Annotated in this window: 22 protein-coding genes; 15 read left to right on the top strand and 7 right to left on the bottom strand. The window is 67.2% G+C overall.

The annotated features are described in order from the left end of the window. Nucleotides 1-105: 105 nt before the first annotated feature. Together ACFTE1_RS01965 and ACFTE1_RS01960 are read left to right on the top strand one after the other, a co-directional pair. A complete protein-coding gene (locus ACFTE1_RS01965) occupies nucleotides 106-339 on the top strand; it encodes a mycoredoxin (protein WP_380620378.1) in 234 nt (77 codons plus the stop codon). A 475-nt stretch (nucleotides 340-814) separates the two neighbouring features. Continuing rightward, nucleotides 815-2140, top strand: a complete 1326-nt coding sequence (locus ACFTE1_RS01960; protein ID WP_380620376.1) for a TrkH family potassium uptake protein — start codon at nucleotides 815-817, stop codon at nucleotides 2138-2140. Between the two features lie 10 nt (nucleotides 2141-2150). Here the strand turns inward: ACFTE1_RS01960 and nudC are convergent, their stop codons facing one another. From nudC to ACFTE1_RS01945, 3 genes are read right to left on the bottom strand one after another with little or no spacing between them, the layout of a single operon-like run. Beyond that, on the bottom strand, nucleotides 2151-3023 hold the full coding sequence (nudC, locus tag ACFTE1_RS01955; protein ID WP_380620374.1) for an NAD(+) diphosphatase: 873 nt from the start codon (nucleotides 3021-3023) through the stop codon (nucleotides 2151-2153). A gap of 2 nt (nucleotides 3024-3025) precedes the next feature. Next, nucleotides 3026-4333 (bottom strand): M16 family metallopeptidase, encoded by a 1308-nt coding sequence (locus ACFTE1_RS01950; RefSeq protein WP_380620372.1) that lies wholly within the window; start codon nucleotides 4331-4333, stop codon nucleotides 3026-3028. 1 nt (nucleotide 4334) lies between these two features. Next, nucleotides 4335-5618 (bottom strand): M16 family metallopeptidase, encoded by a 1284-nt coding sequence (locus ACFTE1_RS01945; protein WP_380620367.1) that lies wholly within the window; start codon nucleotides 5616-5618, stop codon nucleotides 4335-4337. 382 nt (nucleotides 5619-6000) lie between these two features. Between ACFTE1_RS01945 and ACFTE1_RS01940 the strand changes: the two genes are divergently transcribed. The 3 genes from ACFTE1_RS01940 to ACFTE1_RS01930 all read left to right on the top strand — a co-directional run bounded on the left by ACFTE1_RS01940 (nucleotide 6001) and on the right by ACFTE1_RS01930 (nucleotide 8367). Next, nucleotides 6001-6813, top strand: coding sequence for a methionine ABC transporter ATP-binding protein (locus ACFTE1_RS01940; RefSeq protein ID WP_380620362.1), 813 nt, complete (start codon nucleotides 6001-6003; stop codon nucleotides 6811-6813). Nucleotides 6814-6815: 2 nt separating this feature from the next. Next, on the top strand, nucleotides 6816-7478 hold the full coding sequence (locus ACFTE1_RS01935; RefSeq protein ID WP_380620360.1) for a methionine ABC transporter permease: 663 nt from the start codon (nucleotides 6816-6818) through the stop codon (nucleotides 7476-7478). Between the two features lie 67 nt (nucleotides 7479-7545). Further along, entirely contained in the window at nucleotides 7546-8367 is an 822-nt protein-coding gene (locus tag ACFTE1_RS01930) for a MetQ/NlpA family ABC transporter substrate-binding protein (RefSeq protein ID WP_380620357.1), read from the top strand. A gap of 83 nt (nucleotides 8368-8450) precedes the next feature. On the opposite strand, the gene ACFTE1_RS01925 is transcribed toward ACFTE1_RS01930, so the two are convergent. After that, the gene (locus tag ACFTE1_RS01925) at nucleotides 8451-8966 is read right to left on the bottom strand and encodes an NUDIX domain-containing protein (protein ID WP_380620354.1); all 516 of its coding nucleotides are present in this window, start codon (nucleotides 8964-8966) and stop codon (nucleotides 8451-8453) included. A gap of 115 nt (nucleotides 8967-9081) precedes the next feature. Between ACFTE1_RS01925 and ACFTE1_RS01920 the strand changes: the two genes are divergently transcribed. The 8 genes from ACFTE1_RS01920 (at nucleotide 9082) to ACFTE1_RS01885 (ending at nucleotide 16125) form a co-directional block, all read left to right on the top strand. Then, nucleotides 9082-9624, top strand: coding sequence for a cysteine hydrolase family protein (locus tag ACFTE1_RS01920; protein WP_380620352.1), 543 nt, complete (start codon nucleotides 9082-9084; stop codon nucleotides 9622-9624). A 14-nt stretch (nucleotides 9625-9638) separates the two neighbouring features. Then, the gene (locus ACFTE1_RS01915; RefSeq protein ID WP_380620350.1) at nucleotides 9639-10586 is read left to right on the top strand and encodes a GlxA family transcriptional regulator; all 948 of its coding nucleotides are present in this window, start codon (nucleotides 9639-9641) and stop codon (nucleotides 10584-10586) included. A 48-nt stretch (nucleotides 10587-10634) separates the two neighbouring features. Then, nucleotides 10635-11204 (top strand): hypothetical protein, encoded by a 570-nt coding sequence (locus tag ACFTE1_RS01910; protein WP_380620348.1) that lies wholly within the window; start codon nucleotides 10635-10637, stop codon nucleotides 11202-11204. Between the two features lie 236 nt (nucleotides 11205-11440). Beyond that, nucleotides 11441-11680: a glutaredoxin family protein gene (locus ACFTE1_RS01905; protein WP_380620345.1), complete on the top strand. Its 240-nt coding sequence runs from the start codon at nucleotides 11441-11443 to the stop codon at nucleotides 11678-11680. 2 nt (nucleotides 11681-11682) lie between these two features. Beyond that, nucleotides 11683-12306, top strand: a complete 624-nt coding sequence (locus ACFTE1_RS01900; RefSeq protein WP_380620507.1) for a LysE family translocator — start codon at nucleotides 11683-11685, stop codon at nucleotides 12304-12306. A 171-nt stretch (nucleotides 12307-12477) separates the two neighbouring features. Further along, nucleotides 12478-13287, top strand: a complete 810-nt coding sequence (locus ACFTE1_RS01895) for an AfsR/SARP family transcriptional regulator (protein WP_380620342.1) — start codon at nucleotides 12478-12480, stop codon at nucleotides 13285-13287. Nucleotides 13288-13408: 121 nt separating this feature from the next. Beyond that, entirely contained in the window at nucleotides 13409-14218 is an 810-nt protein-coding gene (locus ACFTE1_RS01890; RefSeq protein ID WP_380620340.1) for a TrmH family RNA methyltransferase, read from the top strand. Between the two features lie 101 nt (nucleotides 14219-14319). After that, nucleotides 14320-16125: a chitinase gene (locus tag ACFTE1_RS01885; RefSeq protein ID WP_380620338.1), complete on the top strand. Its 1806-nt coding sequence runs from the start codon at nucleotides 14320-14322 to the stop codon at nucleotides 16123-16125. 65 nt (nucleotides 16126-16190) lie between these two features. On the opposite strand, the gene ACFTE1_RS01880 is transcribed toward ACFTE1_RS01885, so the two are convergent. Continuing rightward, nucleotides 16191-16418 carry a hypothetical protein gene (locus ACFTE1_RS01880; protein WP_380620335.1) on the bottom strand — a complete coding sequence of 76 codons (228 nt, stop codon included), beginning with the start codon at nucleotides 16416-16418 and terminating at the stop codon, nucleotides 16191-16193. Nucleotides 16419-16902: 484 nt separating this feature from the next. On the opposite strand from ACFTE1_RS01880, the gene ACFTE1_RS01875 reads away from it, so the two are divergent. Continuing rightward, nucleotides 16903-17277, top strand: coding sequence for a hypothetical protein (locus ACFTE1_RS01875; protein ID WP_380620334.1), 375 nt, complete (start codon nucleotides 16903-16905; stop codon nucleotides 17275-17277). A 363-nt stretch (nucleotides 17278-17640) separates the two neighbouring features. Here ACFTE1_RS01875 and ACFTE1_RS01870 read toward each other — a convergent pair whose 3' ends face one another. Both ACFTE1_RS01870 and ACFTE1_RS01865 read right to left on the bottom strand, forming a co-directional pair. Beyond that, nucleotides 17641-18465 carry a hypothetical protein gene (locus ACFTE1_RS01870; protein ID WP_380620332.1) on the bottom strand — a complete coding sequence of 275 codons (825 nt, stop codon included), beginning with the start codon at nucleotides 18463-18465 and terminating at the stop codon, nucleotides 17641-17643. A 79-nt stretch (nucleotides 18466-18544) separates the two neighbouring features. Beyond that, nucleotides 18545-19510 (bottom strand): hypothetical protein, encoded by a 966-nt coding sequence (locus ACFTE1_RS01865; RefSeq protein WP_380620330.1) that lies wholly within the window; start codon nucleotides 19508-19510, stop codon nucleotides 18545-18547. A gap of 483 nt (nucleotides 19511-19993) precedes the next feature. Here ACFTE1_RS01865 and ACFTE1_RS01860 point away from each other — a divergent pair, with 483 nt between their 5' ends. Next, nucleotides 19994-20236, top strand: coding sequence for a hypothetical protein (locus ACFTE1_RS01860; RefSeq protein WP_380620327.1), 243 nt, complete (start codon nucleotides 19994-19996; stop codon nucleotides 20234-20236). Nucleotides 20237-20240: the final 4 nt, after the last annotated feature.

Genomic DNA, 20240 nt, shown 5'->3' with positions numbered 1-20240 from the left:
TCACCCGGGTGTTCGGACTTCCGGGCGGAATACCTCCCGGGGACGCCTCGTTGTCCCTGGTGCCGGGCGACGACCCCGGCCCCCGCCCAGAGAAGAGGAGTGACGATGGTCGAGATGTTCAGCACCACCTGGTGCGCCTACTGCAAGCGCCTCAAGGTCGCGATGGACCGCGCCGGCATCGCCTACAAGGAGACCAACATCGAGGAGGACCCCGAGGCCGCGGACTGGGTCATGAACGCCAACGGCGGGAACCAGACCGTCCCCACCCTCCGGTTCGAGGACGGCTCCGCCCTGACCAACCCGAGCATCGGCGAGGTCAAGGCCAAGCTCGGCGTCTAGGCCCCGCTGCGGTTCCGCCGCGGCTCTACCGCGCCCGGGGAGGCGGCTCCCGCCGCTCAGCGGCGGCGCCGATCCCTCCCGACCAGACGCAATCCCCGGTATCCCCTTGTGTTATCGCATTACCCGAGCGGGCGAACTCTGGAAACTAGGCCATACCCCCTTACATCGGACGTCCGTAATGGTTTATAGTTGTGGGCATAAGACTTGCTTGGTGATTTCGAGGGGTGATTGCCAAGCAAAGGCCCTGGGGAGGGTACCATCCCCAGGGCCACTTTTCATTTCTGAGAACTCCCGCTCCTCCGGGACGGACCGGCGCCGGAGGGGAGTTCCGGTACCGCCGAATCGATCCGGCATCGCCTAGCGCGAGGATCCGCCTTCCAGGGAATCCCCTCTCCCGCCGCCGGCCCGGCGTGACACACCAAGCGCCGAGGCCACCATTCCGCGGACTCGCTCCGGAGAGGCGCAGAATCCTAGGGTGCGTGAGTTCTTTCGATCCCCGGTGAGAATCCTGCCGCTCGGCTTCCTCGGAGTCATCGCCCTGGGAACCGTCCTGCTGATGCTGCCCGCCGCCACGGAGTCCGGCGAGGCCCCGCCGTTCCTGACGGCCCTGTTCACCTCGACCTCGGCCGTGTGCGTCACCGGCCTCGTCGTGGTGGACACGCCCGCCTACTGGTCGTCCTTCGGCGAGGGCGTCATCGCCATGCTCATCCAGGTCGGCGGGTTCGGCATCATGACCTTCGCCAGCCTCATGGGCTTCCTGGTGCTCGGACGCCTGCGCCTGCGCAACACCCTTGCAGCCCAGGCGGAGACGAAGACGATGCAGCTGGGGGACGTCCGCCGCGTCCTCGCCTCGGTCGGGCTCATCACCCTCGCCATCGAGTCGGCCGTGGCCGCGATCCTCACCGTCCGGTTCGCCACGACCTACGGCTACGAGACCGACCATGCCCTCTGGCACGGCGTCTTCCACTCGATATCGGCGTTCAACAACGCCGGCTTCGCCCTGTACGACGACAGTCTGGAGGGATTCGCGACCGACGGCGTGGTCACCCTGCCCATCTCGGCGGCGATCGTCATCGGCGGCATCGGCTTCGCCGTCATCGCCGAGATCCTCCAGCACCGGCGGCGCCCTCGGAAGTGGTCCATCCACACCAAGATCACCGTGGCGGGCACCGGGATCCTCCTGGCCGTCGGCTTCTTCTTCTACCTGGTCCTGGAGTGGAACAACACGCTCGCCGGATTCGACATGGGAGAGAAGGTCCTTACCTCTTTCGTCTCCTCCGTCATGCCCCGCACCGCCGGGTTCAACGTGCTCCCGATGGGCGACCTGGAAACGCAGACATGGGCGGTCACCGACGTGCTCATGTTCATCGGCGGCGGCTCGGGAGGAACGGCCGGCGGCATCAAGGTGACCACGTTCTTCCTGCTGGCCTTCGTGATCTGGTCGGAGCTGCGCGGCGAGCCGGACGTGCCGGCCTTCCGCCGCACCATCCACCCGCAGGTCGTCCGCCAGGCCACCACCGTCACCCTGCTGGGCTTCGGCCTGGTCGCCATCGGTACCTTCACCCTGCTGAGCGCCACCTCGCACAGCCTCGACGAGGTGCTGTTCGAGGCGATCTCCGCGTTCGGCACCGTGGGCCTCTCGACCGGCATCACCGACGACCTCGGGCCGGTCGGCGAAGTCATGGTCACGATCATGATGTACCTCGGCCGCGTCGGGACGATCACCGTGGGAGCGGCGCTCGCCCTGAGGGTCCGCCCGAGGCGGTACCGCTTCCCGAACGAGCGCCCGATCGTCGGTTAGGCCCCGCCCCTCAGGCCGCCGCCCTCCGGCGCTCCTCGATCCACCAGTTGGCCATGCGGTAGGCGGTGGAGGCGCGCATGACGCCCTTGCCCCACAGGCCCTCGGGGTCGTTGTACATCTCGTCGACCTCGTCGACGGTGAACCACCGCGCGTCGGAGATCTCCTCCTCCTGGAGGGTGATCGGCGAGTCGGGGTCGGCCTCGGCGAAGTAGGCGAGCATGAGCGAGTCGGGGAACGGCCAGGGCTGCGACCCGATGTAGCGGAGGTTCCCCACCTCGATGCCGACCTCTTCGCGGACCTCGCGGTGCACGGTCTCCTCGGCGCTCTCCCCCATGTCGACGAACCCGGCGAGCATGGCGTAGCGGCGGGCGCGGTTGTTGGGCCCGTAGGAGTGTCGGGCCAGGAGGGCGCGGTCGCCGCCGTCGTGCACGAGGGTGATGACGGCGGGGCTGATCTTGGGGAAGACCACCGCCCCGTCCTCGTCGGCCTGGTACCAGCCCCCGCCCTGCGGGGTGAGGGGCTTGCCGGTCTGGGGGTGGTAGCGGACGCGCTGGTGCCACTGGGCGACGGCGAGCGCCTCCATGGCGATGCCGACGTCGGCGTCGCTCCACTCCCCCGACTCGCGCCTCAGGTCGAGGCCTTCGGGCAGCGAGTGGATGACGGCGAAGAGCGGTCCGTCGCAGTCGCCCAGGTAGATCCGTGATCCGTAGGGGGCCGTGCTGGAGTCGAGGTAGTCGAGTCCCTCCTTGGTGCCGACGAAGGTCTCGTGGTGCGGGTCGACGGCCACGATCCGCGCGCCCTTCCAGGCGTTGTCGAGCCAGTCGGTGTCGCGGCGGCGGCCGGAGTCGTAGTCGAGTGGCGTGCGCAGGAACGGTGTGTCCACTTCTAGGCCTCCTCGATCTCGCCGAGGTCGGCGAGTCCGGCGGCGGTGGCGTCGCGGTCGCCGAGGACCACGGTGACGGACTGTGCGGAGGAGAGCCTTTCGCCGGCGACGCGGACGACGTCGTCGACGGTGACCCGCTGGAGGTTCTCGGCGTGCTCGCCGATCCAGGAGAGCGGAAGTCCGTCGGCGGCCAGGGTGGTGGCGTATCCGGCGAGTCCGCCCTGGGAGGCGAGGGCGAGGCGGAGGCTGCCGAGCGCGTAGTTGCGCGCCTGGTCGAGTTCGTCGCGGGTCGGCGGGTTCGCGGTGAGGCCGTCGAGTTCCCGGTAGGTCTCCTCCAGGGCTGGCGCGGTGACGTCGTTGGCGACGTCGACGTAGCTGACCTGCACCGATCCGGCGGGCCGGTGGTGGACGGAGGAGCGCGGCGAGTAGCCGTAGCCCTTCTCTTCGCGGAGGTTGGCGACCAGGCGGGAGGAGAAGTATCCGCCGTAGACGAGGTTGGCCAGCTGCTGGGCGGCGTTGTCGGGGTGGGTGCGTCCGACGGCGGGCGCGGCGACGCGGATGGCCGACTGGACGGAGTTGTCGCGGTGGCGCAGCAGGAGCGGCTTCTTCTGCCAGGCGGGCAGGGCGGCGTTGGGCGGGAAGGCCCGTCCGCCGTCCCATTCGCCGAAGATCGCCTTGACCTGGCTGAGGAGGACGTCGGGGTCGGTGTCGGCGACGAGGATGAATTCGGCGCCGTCGGGTCCGAGCCGGTCGCGGTGGAGCGCGGCGACGTCGGCCTGGGTGACGGCTTCGACTTCGGCGCTGGTCGGGTCCTGGTGGCCGTAGGGGTGGTCGGGCCAGAGGCGGGCGTTGAGTTCCCTGCCGACGACGTAGGAGGCTTCCTTCTCGGCGACGGAGAGGGAGTCGACCAGGCGTTTCTGTTCGGTGTCGAACTCGTGTTCCGGGTAGCGGGCTCCGGTGAGGATGTCGGCCATGGTGTCGAAGAGGCCGGCGGTGTTCTCGGAGAGCGCGCTGCCGCGCAGGGTGAGGTGGTCGGCGCTGGATCCGACCCCGAGGCTTCCGCCCATGCCCTGGAGGCGGGCGGCGATGGCCTCTTGGTCGAGGTCGGCGGTGCCGGTGAGGGCGGTGGAGGCGAGCAGGTCGGCGGCGGCCATGGGGGCGCCGGCTCCGTTGAAGCGCAGTCCGGCGTCAACGAGGCCGGTGGCGGAGTGCGGATAGACGGTGACGCGGAGGCCGTTGTCCAGTGTGGTCTCGACGGGGACGGAGAGCGGTAGTGCGGTCTCGGGCCCCAAGGCGGGGATGGCGGTCATCTTACTGTGCCCCTCCGGGAATGAGTTCGAGTACGGTGCGTCGGTCGGCGGTCAGCGCGGCGGCGGCCTCGGCCACGTCGTCGCGGGTGGTCCGCGCGAGCAGGTCGGGCAGGCGGTGGATGAACTCGGCGCTGCCGTGGAAGGTGTGGGCCGTGGCGTAGTGGCGGGCGCGGGACAGGGGCGCGTCGGCGGCCCGGAGGAACCGGGCCTTCGCCTTGGTGGTGACCCGGGCGATCTCCTCGTCGGTCACGGTCTCGGCGGCGTCCTTGATCTCGGCGTCGACGGTGTCGACGACCTCGGCGACTTCGGTGCCGGGCGGCAGGTAGCCGATGACCTGGAGCGGCGCGGGGCCGCGGGTGGCGAAGGGCTCGCCCATGACCGAGACGTAGGAGCCGATGGAGGTGGCCTTCTGGTCGCGGTGGACGAGGCGCTGGACGAGCCGGGAGGCGTCGCCGTCGGCGAGGAGGTCGGTGAGGACGACGTTGGCGAGGTACCGGGTCAGGTCCCGCTGCGGGTCGGGGACGCGCCAGGCGGCGGTGAAGGCCGGCAGGGGCGCGAGCTCGTCGTCGACGGTCTCCCAGCGTCCGCCGGCCGCGTCGGGCTCGGCCAGGTCGGGCAGGACCGGGTGCGGTCGGGCGGCGATGGGGCCGAAGTACTTCTCGATCCACTCCTTGGCCTGTGCGGGCGCGAAGTCGCCCACGACGGTGAGGACGGCGTTGGAGGGCGTGTAGTAGGTGTCGAAGAACGACTGCGCGTCGCCGACCGTGGCCGCCTCAAGGTCGGCGAAGGAGCCGATGCCGTCGTGGGCGTTGGGGAAGGTCTCGAACATGACCTGCGGGAGCTTGGTCCAGGGGTAGCCGCCGTAGGGCTGGTTCTGGACGCGGACGCGGATCTCCTCCTTGACGACCGAGACCTGGTTGTCGAGGTTCTCCCGGGTGACGGCGGGCCCGGCCATGCGGTCGGCCTCCAGGAAGAGGATCCGCTCCAGGGCGTTGGAGGGGACGACGTTGTAATAGTCGGTGTAGTCGATGTGGGTCGATCCGTTGAACTGCCCGCCGCTGGCCTGCACCAGCTGCATGTGCTCGGCCTTGCCGACGTTGGCCGACCCCTGGAACATCATGTGCTCGAAGAGGTGGGCGAAGCCGGTGCGCCCTTCGGGCTCCGACCTCATGCCGACGTCGTAGACGACGGCGACGGCGGCCACCGCCGCCGAGGGGTCGGGGGCCAGGACGACTCTGAGTCCACCGGGCAGCGAGAAGGCCTCTACTGGGCGCGAATCAACCATGTGGGTAACCGTAGCGCAGGACACGGACTCGGCGCCGCCGCGACGACACGGCGCGTCCACTCCGGATCCGGCGCATTCGCCCCGAACACGCCCATACGGCCGGATAGCACGCCGATCGCTGTGGGATAGGACTCAAACCGTTGGCGGCCCGAGGCGCCGCCTGGTTCCATTGGACGCGATGAACGCACAGCACATGAACATGATGACCGGCCGCGGCGCCGGCATGTCGTGCTGCATGCGAATGTTCCTCTGAGGGCCCGAGTCTCTCTCCCGCCGCGCCCCGAAGCGGCATGACGTCCGTCCGAAGCTCTTTCGAGCGCCAGGCCTCCTCTGCTCAGATTCCTGACCCGAGGCCTCCGGACCCGAACACCCGCAGGGAACCATGATCACTCTCAACAACGTCTCCAAGCGCTTCGGCGAGGTGACCGCCCTCGACGGCGTCGACCTCACCGTCGAACGCGGCGAGGTCTTCGGCATCCTGGGCCGCTCCGGCGCCGGGAAGTCCACCCTCCTGCGCCTGCTCAACCGCCTGGCCGACCCCGACGAGGGCGTCGTCTCCGTGGACGGCACCGACCTGGCGGGCCTCTCCGGCCGGGCGCTGCGCGAGCAGCGCCGCAAGAGCGCCATGATCTTCCAGCACTTCAACCTGCTCTCCAACCGCACGGCTCTGTCCAATGTGTCGCTGCCGCTGCGGCTGGAGAACACGCTGATCCTCAGCCGGAGAGCCCGCGCCACGGAGCGGGAGCGCGCGCTCGAACTGCTGGAGCGCGTCGGGCTGTCGGACAAGGCGAAGGCCTACCCCGGACAACTGTCCGGCGGGCAGCGCCAGCGCCTGGCGATCGCCCGCGCCCTGGCCACCGAGCCGGAGATCCTCCTGTCCGACGAGGCCACCAGCGCCCTCGACGCCGAGACGACCGACGAGATCCTCACGCTCCTCCAGGGGCTCAACGAGGACCTCGGCCTGACCATCGTGCTCATCACGCACGAGTTGGAGGTCATCGCCCAGATCTGCCACCGGGCCGCCGTCATGGAGACCGGCCGGGTCGTGGAGACCGGGCGCGTCGCCGACCTCCTCGCCGACCCCGGTTCGCGCCTCGGATCGGGCGCGCGGAGAGCCGCGGAGCGGCTCCTGGGCGGCAAGGGCGGGGCCGACGCCTCCGTCCTCGCCGGCACGGCCGCCGAGGAGGTGCGCTGACCATGTGGGACACCATCGTCGAAGCCTGGCCGAAGCTCTGGGAGGCCACCCTCGAGACACTCCAGATGAGCGCCGTCGCCTCCCTGTGGACCCTCCTGGGCGGCATCGCCCTCGGAGTCGTCCTCTACCTGACGTCCTCCTCCGGCCCGCGCCCCAACAAGGCGGTCAACCTGCCGCTGGGGACGGTCGTCAACATCGGGCGCTCGGCCCCGTTCGTCATCCTCATGGTCGCCATCGTCCCGCTGACCAGGATCCTGGCCGGCACCACGATCGGCACCGCCGCCGCCATCGTGCCCCTCTCGGTCGCGGCCATCCCCTTCTTCGCCCGCATCGTCGAGAACTCCCTCCTCGAAGTCCCGCCGGGGCTCACCGAGGCGGCCCGCTCGATGGGCTCCACCACCCTCGGACTCGTCCACCGGGTGATCCTCCCCGAGGCCACCCCCGGACTGATCCGCGGATTCACCGTCACCGTCGTCACGATCATCGCCTACTCGGCGATGGCCGGGACCATCGGCGGCGGCGGACTTGGCGACCTCGCCTTCCGCTACGGATACCAGAGGTTCCAGACCGAGTACATGATCCTTCCGCTGGTGATCCTCGTGATCGGAGTCCAGCTCATACAGTTCGCCGGCGATCGGGCCGCGAAGACGCTCGACCGCCGCTAACCTCAAGTCCGAAATCCTAAAAGCACACCACTGTGGCACCGCCTACCCGAAAACAGGAGACAGACCCATGCCGAACCGCACCAACCGCCGCTCCCTGGCAGCGCTGACCGCCGTCCCCGTCCTCGCCGCCGGCCTCACCGCCTGCGGATCGGGCAACGACGAGGACGTCCTCCGAGTCGCCGCGAGCCCCACTCCGCACGCCGAGATCCTCCAGTACGTCAAGGACGAGCTGGCCGACGACGCCGGCCTCGAGATCGAGATCCTCGAGTTCAGCGACTACGTGCAGCCCAACGTCGCCACCACCGACGGCGAGGTCGACGCGAACTACTTCCAGCACCAGCCCTACCTCGACAACTACAACGCCGAGAACGGCACCGACCTCGTCGGGGTCGGCGACGTGCACGTCGAGCCGCTCGGCCTCTACTCCAAGCAGCTCGGTTCCGCCGACGACCTGGCCGACGGCGCGCAGGTCGCCATCCCCGGCGACGCCACCAACGGCGCCCGCGCCCTGCAGCTGCTGGCCGACAACGGGATCATCGCCCTGGAGGAGGGCGTCGACGAGGACGCCGCCACCGTCGAGGACATCGCCGACAACCCGAAGGACCTCGACATCAAGCCCCTGGAGGCCGCGCAGCTGCCGCGCTCCCTGGACGACGCCGACGCCGCGGTCATCAACACCAACTACGCCCTCGAGGCCGACCTCGCCCCGGAGGAGGACGCGCTGCTGATCGAGCCCTCCCAGGGCAACCCGTACGCCAACCTGGTCGCGACCACGCCGGAGAACGAGGACGACGAGAAGGTCGTCCAGCTGGTCAAGCTGCTCCAGTCCGACAAGGTGAAGAAGTTCATCGAGGAGGAGTACGACGGCGCCATCCTGGCGGCGTTCTAGTCCCCTGAGTCCTTCCCATAGCGGGAGCGGCGCCCGAGCCCTTTTCCCGTCCGGGGGGCCGGGCGCCGTTCTCGCGTCTCCGCTCAGACCCAGTTGTCGGGGGTGTTGAAGCCGCAGAACACCGGCCGGTCCGGGATGTCGCCGGTGGCCAGACGCTTGACCAGTTCGGCCGTCTCCCGCGTGTATCGGGTGCCCTCGCGGGTCCGCAGCTCCTCCACGGGTATCCAGACGTGGCGCATGTCCAGCTCGTAGTCGTCGCCCTGGGCCACGACCGGGTCGAAGCGCTCGACCCGCTGGAAGAAGTACGTGTTCTCCTGGGCGAAGGGCCGTTCGGGCGAGTCGTTGACGTAGACGTCCACCGCCACCGGGCCGACGAGCGACCCGCGGTCGGTCCGCAGCCCCGTCTCCTCGTAGACCTCGCGGACGACCGCGTCCACCGGCTCCTCGCCCTCGTCCAGGCCTCCGCCCGGCGGGCTCCAACCCAGGCGCCGCTCCCTGGGGTAGATCCCGCCTATGTGAAGCACCCGGTCCTCGGGGTCCATGAGGATCGCGCGGGCGCCCCGCCGGTTCACTTCTCGCTGCGCCATCTGGGAGAACATGCCTCCCATTATCCGCGAACCCGGCGACATCCCCTGTGCACGGTGACCGGATCGTTCCGCCCGCCGACCAGTGCGGGCCTGCCCTTCGGCCGCCGCCCTCCCTAGCCTGGAACCCATGAGCAACGCACTACTCGTCATCGACGCCCAAGAGTCCTTCCGGCAGCGCGACAGCTGGAGGCAGATCGCCCGAGTCCCCATCGCGGAGAACATCGGCCGCCTCGTCGAGCACGCCCGCGCCGAGGGCGACCCGGTCTTCTGGATCCTCCACACCGAACCCGGCACCGGCAACGCCTTCGACCCCGAGAACGGCTTCGTCCGCACCCTCGAGGGGCTCGACCCCGCCGACGGGGAACCGGTGCTGACCAAGACCAGCCACAACGCCTTCACCACCACGAACCTCTCCCCGATGCTCACCCGGGGCGGCGTCACCTCCCTCACCGTGTCCGGCATCCGCACCGAGCAGTGCTGCGAGACCACCGCCCGCCTGGCCTCGGACCTCGGCTACGCGGTGACCTTCGCGATCGACGCCACCGCCACCAACGACATCGAACTCTCCGACGGCTCCCGCCTCGCGGCCGAGGACGTCAAGGAGCGGACCCGGTTCGCGCTCGAAGGCCGGTTCGCTACCATCAGAACCGTCTCGCAGATCGTCCCGTAAGGAGTGACCGGATCGTGCCGACCGTCGCCTTCCTCCTCGCCCCGCGCGTCCACCTGCTGGACCTCGCCGGGCCGGCCCAGGTCTTCTCCACCGCGGCCGACCTGGGGCTCGGTTACACGATCCGCTACACGGCCGAAGAGGACACCGTCACCACGCCGCAGGGCGTCGCACTGCGGGCCGAGACGGAATGGCCGGACCTGACGGTCGGCGACCTGGCCCTCGTGCCCGGGTGGCGCAGCCCGGCGGACCGGCCGGTCCGCACCGCGCTGTCGCCGCGGGCGACCGCCCCGCTCGCCGAGCACCACGCGAGAGGCGGCACGGTCGGCAGCGTCTGCTCCGGCGCCTTCGCCCTGGGACAGGCCGGACTGCTCAACGGGCGGTCCTGCACCACCCACCACGAGCTCCAGGAACGCCTGCAGCGCCGCTTCCCGCGAGCGCGGGTCGTCCCGGACGTCCTCTACACCGACGACGACCGCGTGGTGACGTCGGCGGGCATCGCCTCCGGGATCGACCTGGCGCTGTACCTCCTCACGCAGCGGCACGGACCGGCGTGGTCGGCGCGCGTGGCCCGGTCGATGGTCGTCTACGCGCGCCGCAACGGCGACGCCCTGCAGGAGAGCGCCCTTCTGCGGCACCGCAACCACGTCTCGGAGGTCGTCCACCGCGTGCAGGACGAGATCGACCGGCGGTTCGGCGAGACCCTGCCGCTCAAGGAGTTGGCGGACGGGGCGCACGTCAGCGAGCGGACGCTGACGCGGAGGTTCGAGAGGGCCACCGGGCTGACTCCGTTGCGGTATCAGCAGTCTCTGCGGGTGGAGCGGGCGGAGCAGTTGATCGCCGCCGGGTCCACCGTCGAGGCGGCGGCGCGGGAGGTGGGGTTCGCCGACGCCCGTATGCTGCGGAACCTGCGCGGCCGTCCGGTGCGGTTACGCCTTTCCGCCGTGCTTGCCATGGGGCCGTAGACTGTCGGGAGTCCCCCGACAGTCGAGTTCTCTACGAGGTGTGTTCCAGTGTCCTATCCTCCGCAGCCCCAGTACCACGCTCCGCAGCAGCAGCCCGGCCCCTATGGCGCGTTCCAGCCCGGTTACGGCGGGATGCAGCCGGGTCCGGTGAGCAAGCCCGGTTCCTTCACAGCGGGGGTGATCATGGCGTGGATCGGCGTGATCGCCATGATCGCCGCCATCGTGCGCTACTCGATGGATTACAGCGAGTACCCCGGCGGTATCCCGAAGGCGTTGGAGTTCCTGCTGGAAGTGGCGCCGGAGTTCGCCTACCGTTACATCGGCATGGCGGCGCTCGGCCTGCTCTGCCTCCTGGCCGTTTTCGGCCTCTCTGCCTCGAAGAGCTGGGGAAGAACGTTTCTGCTCATCCTCGCCCTCCCCGCCGTGGGCGTGTTCGGTTGGGAGCTCTACAGCATTGTGGACGCCCTCCAGACGGTCGGCCCCGCGCCGGGCGTCGACGAGAACGCCCTCTACCTGAGCGCCGGACTGGCGGGCGCGGTCGTGCTCACCATGCTCCTGGCGTTCTTCCTCACGATCGGCTCGCGCTCGCGCGACTGGGTGCGGCGTCCCGGCCAGTGAGCGAAGGGCCCTCATGACCGCCCGTGGAATGACCGGGTCTCCCGTCGACGGCCGATCCCGCCGTCATGGTCGGCCCGGACACCCTGTTCGCCCTGTTTTACCTGTCGGCGACCAACGTCGCCATGGGTCCGGCCCTCCTTCTCGGCGCCAAGTCCCGCGACCGGCTGCGGAGCTCCGCCGGATGACGATGCCGGATCCGCGGCATATTCTGGTATCGGCTAGAGAAAGGAACTGACATGGCATCGGGAATCCGCATGTTCGGCGCGCAGTGGTGCGGCGACTGCCGCCGCGCTAAGAAGCTGCTCGACGGCGAGGGCGTCGACTACGAGTACATCGACCTGGAGGCCGTCCCCGAGGCGGCCGACGAGGCGCGGTCCATCAGCGGCCGGACCAACATCCCGGTCGTGGTGTTCCCCGACGGCTCCCACCTGGTGGAGCCCTCGAACGACGAGCTGCTCGCCAAACTGGCGAAGTGAGCATGGCGACCGCGCTGGTCTCGTTCGCGCTCGTCGCCGGGCTGATCACGATCATGCCCGGCGTCGACACCGCCCTGGTCCTCCGCTCGGCCGTCTCCAAGGGCAGCCGCTTCGCGTTCTCGGCGGCCCTGGGCATCCAGGTCGGCTGCCTGGTGTGGGGCGCCGCGGCGGCCGTCGGGGCCTCGGCCCTGCTGGCCGCCTCGCAGACGGCCTACCGCGCCATGACCTTCGCCGGAGCGGCCTACCTCGTTTTCCTCGGCGCGAAGTTCATCAAGCAGAGCTTCTCCAGGGAACTCGGAGACGCCGACGCCCCGCCCCTGGCGGAGAGCTCGTGGCGGGCCTTCGGGACGGGCCTGCTGACGAACATCCTCAATCCCAAGATCGGCGTCTTCTACCTCGCCGCGATCCCGCAGTTCATTCCGGACGGGACGAACCCCCTGGCCATGGGCCTGCTGCTGGCGCTCGTCCACGACGTCATCGGCATCCTCTGGCTGGGCCTCATCATCCTCGCGACGGCCTTCGCCGCCAAGTGGATGCGGGCGCCCAAAGTACGGCGCGTCACCGACCGCGTGACCGGTGTCGCGCTGATAGGCTTCGGCGCCAAACTGGCCCTCGACCACCGGTGAGGGGCGGCCCTGGGCCGCTCCTCCCGCACTGGTCACAGCCCCGGCAACACTCCGGCCCGTTCGGCGCCCGACCCCGCATTAGGGCCGAACGTACGATGCCTCACCCTCTCCCAGCTGCTAGGATGGCGATTACCGCCCGGTGCCCGTCCCATTTCAACTCCGGAGCTCGCCATGAACCTTGAGAGGAACCCCGCCCCCGAAAGGGCGCTGTCTTTGCAGCTCTTCGGCGACGTCCGCCTGGACTTCCACGGCAATCCGCAGTTCATCGGCGGCCCCCAGCACCGCGCGCTGCTGGCCATGCTCGTCCTCAGCGGCGACAAGCCGCTCCCTTCGGCCGACATCGTCGCCGGACTCTGGGGCGACGAACCTCCCAAGGCCTGCCGCCAGTACGTGCGCAACCTGATCACCGCGATTCGCAAGTCCCTGGCCCACACGGGCATCGTCATCTCCTTCCACGGCGGCTACGTGCTCGAACTGCCGGAGGACACCGCCGTCGACTACTACCGCGTCTCGCAGCTGGCCCGCTGGGCCGCCGCGGCCGCTTCGCGGCACATCGCGCTGCGCCTGTCGACCCGCGCCCTGGAGCTGTCGCGGGTGGGGATCGCGCTCAACACCGACGTCCCCTTCGCCCGCCGACTGCGCGGCCACTGGCGCCGGCAGCGCGAGCTGATCCTCGAGAACAAGCTGACCCTGCTGGTCATGCTCGGTAGGGGCCGCGACGCCCGCGACGAGCTGAGCGACCTGGCCCGCGACCACCCCTTCCAGGAGCGCCTCCACACCCTGCTCATGCTGGCGCTCGTCCAGTCCAACCAGCCGCTCGAGGCGGAGCTGGTGTACGTGCGCTTCAAACAGCGCCTGCAGGACGCGAAGGGTCTCGCGCCCTCGCCCGAGCTCCTGCGCCTCTACCGGCGGATCTGGGTCGCCGACTCCTCCCCCGAGGAGCTGTTCGAGCACGTGGCCCAGCCCGAGCCGATCGGCTGATCTCACTCCCGTCCCCGCCGCGGCCGGGCGGTGTCCTGGGCCCTGCCGGGCGGACATCTCCGGCCCCGCTCCGCCTCGCGGCGGTATCCTGACGAAATTGCCGTCGACCTAGGGGGTCAGAGTGGGACATTCGCAGAGGATCAGCGTGCGCAACGCCGCGTGGCAGCAGTGGGAGACCCTGCTGCGCAACCGCCGCAAGAGGACGCGCGCCGGGCTCTTCCTCGTGCAGGGCGTCCGCCCCATCAACCTGGCCCTCGAGCACGGGTGGGCGTTCGACGCGATCCTGGTCGACATCGACCGCGACCTCTCCTCGTGGGCGCGGGACACGATCGACGCCGCCGGCTGCGACACCTACCTCCTCACCCCCGACCTGATGGCCGACCTCGGAGAGAAGGACGACGGGCCTCCCGAGCTCATCGCCGTCGTCTCGCAGCGCCGGCCCGGGCTCGACTCGCTCTCCACCCACGAGGACTTCCTCGGGGTGGTCTTCGACCGGCCCTCCAGCCCCGGCAACCTGGGTTCGGTGGTGCGCTCGGCGGACGCCTTCGGGGCCGACGCCGTCATGGTCACCGGGCACGCCGCCGACCCCTACGACCCGCAGGCCGTCCGCGCCTCGACCGGGTCGCTCTTCTCGCTGCCCGTGCTCGCCGACCTGTCCACCGCCGAGATCCTCGCCTGGGCCGCCGACTCCCCCGTGCGCCCCACCGTGATCGGCACCGACGAGCACGGCGAAGTGGAACTGTCCCATCAGGATTTGACCGGTCCGGTCCTCCTGGTGGTCGGCAATGAGGCCGCCGGCATGTCCCAGGCCTGGCGCGAGGGCGCCGACCGGCTGGCCTCCATCCCGATCGGCGGCTCGGCCAGCAGTCTGAACGCCGCCTCCGCCGCGTCGGTCTGCCTGTACGAGGCCGTGCGCCAGCGCCGCCTCTGAACCGGAGCGAATCCGCCCCCGGGTGATCACCGCCTTGATTATATTGATATTACTCAATATAATTTTAAGGAAAGTTGCCTGACTTTCACTTGGGGGATTCCATGTCCACGCTCACCTGCCATCGCGGGCGGTCTCCGGCCGCCCGCGCCATGATCCTGGCCCTCTCCGTCATCGCCGTCCTCCTCACCCCGCTTCCCGCGTACGCCGCCGAGAACCTCCTCTCCAACCCCGGCTTCGAGTCGGGGCTCGACTCCTGGGCCTGCCCCACCGGATCCGTCTCCACCGACGCCCGCAGCGGCAGCGGCTCGCTGGAAACGGCACCCTCCTCCACCGGCACGGGTGAGTGCTCGCAGAGCCTCGCGGTCCAGCCCGGCTCCGCCTACGAACTCTCCGCCTGGGTCAAAGGGTCCTACGCCTATATCGGCGCCCGCGGCGACGGCATGGACGAGGCGAGGACTTGGACCGCTTCGGCCGGTTCCTGGACCAAGCTGTCCGTCGCCTTCACCACCGGGCCCTCCACCACCTCCGTGGCCGTCTACGTGCACGGATGGTACGGCCAGCCGCCCCTCAACGCCGACGACTTCGCCCTCTCCGGCGAGGCGGGAAGCGTGCCCGACAATCCGCCCGCCGCTCCGAGCGGCCTGCGGTCGGACTCCACCACCGCGACCTCCGCGACGCTGTCCTGGAGCGCCCCCTCCGGAGAGGTCGACGGTTATCGCGTCTACCGCGACGGGACCGAGGTCGGCACTTCTTCCTCCACCGTCTTCACCGACTCGGGGCTGACGCCGGAGACCGCGTACACGTACCGGGTCGCCGCGCACAATGCCGCCGGCGAAGGGCCGCAGAGCGATCCGGTCGAGGTTTCCACGCCGGCCCCGCCCGACGGGTCGCCGGGGTCGCGGTCGCTCGTCGGCTACCACCACTCCTCGTTCCTCAACGGGTCCGGGTACATCCCGCTCGCCGACGTCTCCACCGACTGGGACTTCGTCAACCTGTCCTTCGGGGAGAGCCCCGGCAACGGCGTCGTCACCTTCGACCGCTGCCCCGCCTCCGAGTGCGCCGAGCGGGAGTCCGACGCCGAGTTCCAGGCCGCCATCGAGGCCCACCAGGCCGAGGGGCGGAAGGTGCTGCTGTCCATCGGCGGCGCGAACGGCACCGTACGGTTGACCTCGGCCCAGGCGCGGGACAACTTCGTCGACACCGTCTCGGGGATCGTCGACCGCTGGGGGCTGGACGGGATCGACATCGACTTCGAGGGCCACTCCCTCTCGCTCGACGACGGGGACAGGGACTTCCGCAATCCGACGACGCCGGTGATCACCAACCTCATCGACGCGCTCCAGACCCTCACGGGCCGTTACGGGGACGGGTTCGCCCTGACCATGGCGCCCGAGACGTTCTTCGTGCAGATGGGCTACACCTTCTACGGCCGAGGTGAGTGGGGCGGGGCCGATCCCCGGGCCGGGGCCTACCTTCCCGTCATCCACGCGCTTCGCGACGACCTGACCATGCTCCATGTCCAGCACTACAACTCGGGTCCGATCATCGGCCTGGACGACGAGTACCACTCGATGGGGACGGTCAATTTCCATACCGCCATGGCGGACATGGTGCTCAACGGGTTTCCGATCGAGGGCAATCCCGACTGGTTCTTTCCCGGGCTCCGCGAGGATCAGGTGGCGATCGGCCTGCCCGCCAGCAACAATGCCGGAAACGGGTTCACGTCCGTCGGTGCGGTGCAGCAGAGTCTCGACTGCCTCATCAAGGGGGTGAACTGCGGCGGTTACCAACCGCTCGGGACCTATCCCGGTATGAGGGGCCTGATGTCCTGGTCGGTGAATTGGGACGCGTTCAACGGGTACGAGTTCTCCACGGCGCATCGAGCCTATCTGGACGCGCTTCCGTAGAGGGGGAGCAGAAGCGGGCACCGCCGCCGGGGTCGGAGGACGTCCACCGGCGCGGTGCTCGAACTTCACTCGGGCCGTGGCTCTAACGAGAGCGGATTACGCCAGCCGTCCCGGGCCTCGTAGGCATCTCCGTCTTCCGGAGATTCCGGGCCGTCGAGGGGAAGGATCTCCTCCAGCGGAGGGCCGATCTCCACGACGGATTCCGGGGCGAACTCCCGGATCACCGTCTCACCTTTGTAGGCGAAGGCCGGTTCGGCAGCAGCGGTCTCTGCTCTTCTATGCATCCCAGTCATGACCGGCATTGTAGCCAATGCGAGCTTTCGACGTGAAGCCCCAGCGGCGTGTCCGAGCCTGAAACTACCGGTAGAAACAGCATGGCAACGAAGAGATCTCCGCGTTCGAATAAACAAATACAGTCACATCGCCAACCCATGCCCGGCGTGCCTGTCGCACAAAGCCGTGTAATCCGCGTATACCCTCCACCAAAAGACCGCCATGGCGATGGACGAGTTCTACCACTCCGGCTGGTTCAACGAGTATCGCAGGTGCGAGTCGCTTCCCGCTCACGCCGCCCTAGGAGGCCGTCTAGTACACGGCTGTCGAAGAGTCGCGACCACGAGCGGGAGCCATCGTGCCCTACGGTGCCGAAACGGCTCGATTCCGCCGGGAAATCACTGCGATAAGCCGCCCCAGGATCGAAGCGACTCTCCAGAAGTAATACGCAATCCCTGGGGCGGAGCTGTGCGTTCCGCCCCTCGAACGCACGGGGAGACCTTGATGGACGTAGAAGAACTTAGCCGCATCTGGGAGTCGAGAGACAACACGCGGCAGGCCGTGGGATTGTTCCAGGACACCAATTACAATCTCGAAACGACTGGTGTCGGAGGTGAGCCGCGACCAGAACGATGGGGCGAGCCGCTCGGGGCCTTCCTGTCTTTGATGGAACAGCAGGCGAAGTTCGCCGACCTCATGCGCGAACAACTCGATCGGTGGGCAAGGTCAAATCGACCTCTCACCGCCGTAGACCGATGCTCCATGAACGAGGTCGAGAAGCTGCTCAGGCGAGAACTCGAGTTGCTCAGAAAATCCGCCGACAACCTGCGGGCCGTCCGCGCACATCTTCGATCATTCGGGACCGGGCCAGACGAATGAGAGCCCAGAGACCTTCTGGCCTCGGGACGAAGGAATGGTTTGCGATGTCGTCCCGCTTCGCTCTGTCCCCTTGCCGGACATGCCCCTCAGCACGGTGGGCATCAAATTGCACATATGCGCTGTGTCGGCCGATCCGTGCCCGGATCGCAGTTGACAGGCACCTTCGCCGAAGACGACATCGCAGAGCCAGTGGTCAGCTTGCGAGTGTACCCGAGTTCGGCGACATGCCCCAGACAATCCGACCGACCACGATTCAACGAGGGATCCGTTGCTTCATTCCGAACTCATCCATCGAAAACTCGAGACTGAGAATACCGCGCAGACGTCGTGGAGAAGTTTCCACCCGCTCAAATATCCGAACGGTCACCCGCTTTCGTGAAAACCCAAGCCGGGACCATCGCTACTGAGAACATCTATGAGAGAGGCATAGTCATCCGGATATTTCCACCAGGACCCCACCATTTCAGTCCCGCGCAATCGATGGACCGATGCAGCCGGGAGGTTATCTGAAACCCACTGCTCAAATCCTGCCAAGGAATAGATTCTGAGTTCACCGAGTGCTATATGCATTCGATTTCCGATCCGCTTGCAATTCCCAACGGGAGATTGGTCGGATCTTCGTGTGTCCGATTCACCATCGGTTGACAGAATATCGATCTGCTGAAGTCGACGTGAAATCATGGAAATCTGCACGGCTGTGAACTCTTCAGCCTCGGAAGGATTAGCACGCGCAATACCGACGCCGAATCGCCGCGCCTGTTCAGGGGAAAGCCGTCTGGAGGCCGCCAGTTGCCCCCACTCGTCCTCCGTAAAGGATTCAAACAGACTGGTGAGGCGTTCAGCTCCCTCTTCACTGCCCATCACTGCCTCGAGGGCGGATTCCACGCGAGGGTCATCAGTACCCATGTAGTCCTGAACCGGAGGGTTCATGATCAAGCAGGTGCGCGCAATCCCTTGGGCCGCGACTTGTGCGGCCGCGTCACAAGCGTCGCCGAATGAAACCACGATATCGAATTGCTGTTCTTTAAACCTGCTATTGCAATAGGACACGACGTGGTCATTCCAGATTTCATTTTTTCCAAATGATTTTCCTACTGAAATGTCGGGTGTGACTGCATCGATCCGCTCGGCGACTGGAATCCAGACTGAGCTATCGCATAGCTGTTCGTGCAGCAACAGTGCAGTCATGATCACCTCCCCTTATAAAGGATTTACGGGGCCGGCACCGCTGTTGATACCGACCCCTTCTATCGATTACGATGACGATCTACCAGAAGCCTTTGCAATCCTTGGCGCACCTCACGCCAGAACCACCTGCGCATAGGCCGCATTTGCCACAGTTTATCCAACTCCCGGTGGCACAGTGACCACATGCGCTAATGCATCCCGCATCAACTTTCCCGCCGAGACACAGCGTCAGACAGGCCGCATACTCCTTCATACCCTGAACGCCTATTTGCGCGGATGCGGGGACATTCTCAGATGCGATTTGAGAAGACGTCACGGTCTCTCCATCGGTGGAGAACTCGGCAATAGGCACGCCCTCGGGAGTGAAGTACCGGATGGTGGGTTCACCCGGCACGTACTCCACTGTAACGCCGACGCTCGGGTCAGTCTCACTGAGAAATGTGGCGTAGCGCCGGTCATCCCCGTGGGACATAACGAGAACTTGATCGCCGTCATCAGCAGCGAAGCGCGCGACATCATGACGATTGACTTCACCCCACACGGCAGCAGATCGACTAACCTCGGGCTTATCGATCAGAACGGAAAGCTCGTCCGCCCCAAGCGGTTCGGCAATCGATGAGCTCACCGAACTTGCTCCCGAGTTCGGGGCAGCCTGGGCAGTTGCGGCACCGGTAATGGCCGCCCCGGCTCCTGCTACTGCTCCTCCCAAAAGAGTTCTGCGGTTGACGGCCTTCTTTCGCTCCTGCCTTGCCTGCGCCTCGGCCCAGGCAAGTCGAATGAGCTCGGAAGCCCGCTTCGATCCGATGACTTTGGCGAGCTGGAGGCGCATGCGCCAACCCGTGTAGATCCGCACCTTACTGTCAGAATTCACGAGAAGACTTGGTTTATCCGGAAGACTGAGGCCGTGTTCAGTGATGTTCGCACGAAGAGAGCGATCGTTGCTCGAAGCAGTACCGAGCGAGTCAATCCCGAGGTCGTGAACATGTTTAGCTACCTTGGAACAGGAAGGGCATTCAGAGTCATAGATTAGGGTGTACGTATGCATCCTGGGGGACTCTCCTTGTGAGTAGGATGTAACAGACGTGACTGATACTCATAGATTCCGGCATGGAAAGTTCTAAGTCAAGACACCGAGTATGTGATGAGTACCACTGTTGATGAATCGGGGGCGGAACACTACCTTGGCCCACAGCGGATTACGGGGCCACCTCGACATATCCACATTAGATCTTAATGCTGATTACGATGGGAGCCGATCCCCCAATGCGAACCGGCCGCCCGGACAACAACCCGAACTATCGCGTAGATACACCAACACGAATCTCATCTCAATATTCCACCATATTGGACTGTTTTGCTTCGAGTTCTGAGCAACAAGGCATTCTGATCTACTAAAGTAGTAATGACCGCCCACAATGCTGGGCGGCCTAAGATCAGAGCTGATCGGCCTCATCGCTCTGGTTCTGGTATTGCCGTATCTGCTCACGGATGGTGGACGAAGGGGACTTGCCAGAACGAAAAGGCCGTAGTGACCGTGCGGCTGGAGAAGTGGTACACCGACGGTCGTACGGGTATCTGGGCGAAGAAGGCGAAGTACCAGAAGAGCATTGAACCCGGTGGTGGCTCCAGCAGGCGAGCAGCTGCTCGCGTGGATTGTGTCAGTAGTATCGAGACCGCATGGGGGCCGGTCGTTGGTGCGGTCAATGTCGACGAAGGGGATTCCGGCGTCGGGAAGACGAACGAGTTCGATGCCGACGGTAGGATAGGGTGAGCCC

This window comes from Salininema proteolyticum (genome assembly GCF_042685645.1).
Classification (GTDB): Bacteria; Actinomycetota; Actinomycetes; order Mycobacteriales; family Micromonosporaceae; genus Salininema; species Salininema proteolyticum.
This window is presented reverse-complemented; position numbering and strand designations above follow the sequence as displayed.